The sequence below is a fragment of the Candidatus Pelagibacter communis genome (assembly GCF_001179925.1).
GTDB lineage: Bacteria > Pseudomonadota > Alphaproteobacteria > Pelagibacterales > Pelagibacteraceae > Pelagibacter > Pelagibacter ubique_E.
In genome coordinates this window covers 1-661 of sequence record NZ_CVSF01000060.1, presented here as the reverse complement: position 1 = coordinate 661, position 661 = coordinate 1, and the positions used below count along the sequence as shown (strand labels likewise).

At 27.5% G+C, this 661-nt stretch carries 2 protein-coding genes and 1 pseudogene; all 3 read left to right on the top strand.

The window, feature by feature from the left end; genetic code table 11:
• Positions 1 to 222, top strand: a pseudogene (locus AMN70_RS03460) (50S ribosomal protein L5); the annotation flags it as partial.
• Between the two features lie 2 nt (positions 223 to 224).
• Positions 225 to 530, top strand: a complete 306-nt coding sequence (rpsN, locus tag AMN70_RS03455) for a 30S ribosomal protein S14 (RefSeq protein WP_075501794.1) — start codon at positions 225 to 227, stop codon at positions 528 to 530.
• A 10-nt stretch (positions 531 to 540) separates the two neighbouring features.
• Positions 541 to 661 (top strand): 30S ribosomal protein S8 (gene rpsH / locus AMN70_RS03450; protein ID WP_075501792.1); only part of this gene is annotated, 121 nt, incomplete at its 3' end.

The window sequence follows — 661 nt, the reverse complement described above, 5'->3', positions numbered from 1 at the left end:
GTCAAAGACTTTAGAGGTTTATCTGCTGATGGTTTTGATAAATTTGGCAATTATACATTTGGTATTAAGGAACATATTATTTTTCCTGAAGTGAGTTTTGATAGAGCAGACAAAGTTAGGGGTCTAGATATTGTTATTGTTATTTCATCTAATAATAAAAAACATAGTTTTGCTTTATTAGAAAAACTAAATTTTCCATTTATTAAAAAGGGAGATAATTAAGAATGGCCAAATTAAGCTCAATTAATAAAAACAATAGAAGAATAAAACTCTCTGATAAATTTTATAAAAAGAGAGCAAAACTAAAAAAGATTATAATGAATAAAAAACTTCCATTAGAGGAAAGATTTAAGGCTCAGCAAAAACTATCAAAATTACCTAGAAATTCTGCAAAAAATAGAGTTATGAATAGATGTCAAATTACTGGAAGACCTCATGGAGTTTATAGAAAATTAAAAATATCTAGAATTGCGTTAAGACAACTTGGTCTGCAAGGTAAGATTCCAGGTTTAGTTAAATCAAGTTGGTAGAAAGGAATATATGAGTTTAAGTGACCCAATAGGAGATATGATAGCAAGAATTAAAAATGCTCAAGCAAGAAATCATAAAAAAGTAGAACTTCCATCGTCAAATTTTAAAAGCAAGATATCAAACATTCTCA

Coding starts and splice junctions, on each gene's coding strand:
- rpsN (WP_075501794.1), top strand. CDS start 225: ATGGCCAAATTAAGCTCAATTAATAAAAACAATAGAAGAATAAAACTC.